At 36.9% G+C, this 1,825-nt stretch carries 2 protein-coding genes; one reads left to right on the top strand and one right to left on the bottom strand.

Features of this window, described 5'->3' with window-relative positions:
• The first annotated feature begins 40 nt into the window (after nt 1-40).
• A complete protein-coding gene (locus V7659_RS22510; RefSeq protein ID WP_335453333.1) occupies nt 41-1,069 on the top strand; it encodes a ThiF family adenylyltransferase in 1,029 nt (342 codons plus the stop codon).
• 43 nt (nt 1,070-1,112) lie between these two features.
• On the opposite strand, the gene V7659_RS22505 is transcribed toward V7659_RS22510, so the two are convergent.
• Nucleotides 1,113-1,676: a DUF2777 domain-containing protein gene (locus tag V7659_RS22505; RefSeq protein WP_144553579.1), complete on the bottom strand. Its 564-nt coding sequence runs from the start codon at nt 1,674-1,676 to the stop codon at nt 1,113-1,115.
• Nucleotides 1,677-1,825 lie beyond the last annotated feature (149 nt).

Genomic DNA, 1,825 nt, shown 5'->3' with positions numbered 1-1,825 from the left:
AATTTGGTAAAATAATAGTAGTTTGGAAAAGAGGTGTAATATGAGTGAAATTGAACGCTATTCAAGACAGATTCTTTTTCAACAGATAGGGAAGACAGGTCAAATAAAATTATTGAATAGCAAAGTGGCCATTGTGGGAGTAGGAGCACTTGGTACGGTGATTGCTAACCATCTTGTCCGTTCAGGGGTGGGCTATATCCGTTTAATTGATCGGGATTTGGTTGAACTTTCAAATCTGCAGCGTCAGACGCTCTTTGATGAAGAGGATGCAAGCTTACAGCTTCCAAAAGTCATCGCGGCCCAAAAAAGGTTAAATAAAATTAATTCATCTGTTACCATTGATGCACATATCGCTGATATAAACCTTGATAATGCAGAAGAATTATTAACAGGTATGGATTGCATCGTAGATGGTACCGATAATTTTATGACACGCTTCTTAATCAATGATGTGGCTGTTAAGTATCGAGTTCCCTGGGTTCATGGGGCAGCTGTAAGCTCTAGAGGGATGTTTACTTCCATAATACCAGGAAAAACACCTTGTTATCGCTGTCTCTTTCCTAATGTTCCAACTGGGACAGGGGAAACCTGCGATACCGTTGGTGTATTGTCACCGTTAACAGATATTATTGGATCATTTCAAGCCCTCGAGGCAATCAAAATATTAATTGGGGAAAAGACTACACCTAATTTAGAACAAATTGATATTTGGGATTATTCCACCTTGCAAATGGATATTTCCGAAGGGAGAAATCCGCATTGTCCAACATGTGTGAACCATCAATTTGATTTTCTCGATCGATCTTCAGATCAGCAGATAGCTTATACAACACTTTGCGGGCGTAATACGATCCAAATTAATCCACGAAATAAACGCGAATTGGATGTAAGAAAGTTAGCCGAGAATCTTAAGAAAAGTGGCAGTGTGTCGGGAAATGACTATTTGCTCCGCTTTTCTCCAGATGTAGATACTTCAATTGTTGTGTTTAAAGATGCACGTGTATTGATTCATGGAACTAATGATGTGGTCAAAGCAAAGTTGCTTTATTCCAAATACATTGGGAACTAAATGGATTCAAATGAAAAAGGCGTGGATGCCCATGCCTTTTTTTCTATGAGATCATTTTCTCTATCACTAATCGTTTTCCCGTATTTAATGTAAATTCAAACCGATCATTCACCTTTTCGTAATAACAAAAATGGTGTTGGACATTACAAATTTGTTCCTGATTATCGAAGACTAAAAAATTTACCCCATCCTTACGATTTTCATCCGATAAGAAGGATAAATGATTATAACAATAGATGCAATCGTAAATAGAAAAGTTTAAGGAGTTTAAAGTGGTAACAAATTGAAAAAAGGCATCATCATTTATCCCATCTAAAAGCCTTTCAAGTGAATAAACTAAATGTTTCCTAATCCTGACTAAATCATGATTACGAAGCATGGTTGCTTCGTTTCCAATTCGGATTTTTCCTGTTTCGTACAATTTACCTCTCTTCCAACGGTTCATCCGGAAGACTTCAATTTCTTGCTGAAGGTAATCATCTAACATTTCAGCTTCTTCCGTTTCCTCATCAAAGAAGATCCATTGTTCATTAATTTGTTCAACAGTTCCTTCTGTGTAGGCTCTTTCCTGAAAATCGTATAGTCTCATTCGTTGTTGTCGATTCATTATTAACCTCCGTGCCAGATGATATCATATTCTTTTTAGACATCTTCATGGAATTTTATAACTGAAAAATAAAGTATTATTTTTTAATCTTAAGGCTGTGTTATACTTGTCTGTTGATTTCCGTTCCAGACACTTCGCTTTCCGCGGGC

This window comes from Neobacillus drentensis, from assembly GCF_036966985.1.
Lineage (GTDB): Bacteria > Bacillota > Bacilli > Bacillales > Cytobacillaceae > Neobacillus > Neobacillus drentensis_E.
This window is presented reverse-complemented; position numbering and strand designations above follow the sequence as displayed.

Coding starts and splice junctions, on each gene's coding strand:
- V7659_RS22505 (WP_144553579.1), bottom strand. CDS start 1,676: ATGAATCGACAACAACGAATGAGACTATACGATTTTCAGGAAAGAGCC.
- V7659_RS22510 (WP_335453333.1), top strand. CDS start 41: ATGAGTGAAATTGAACGCTATTCAAGACAGATTCTTTTTCAACAGATA.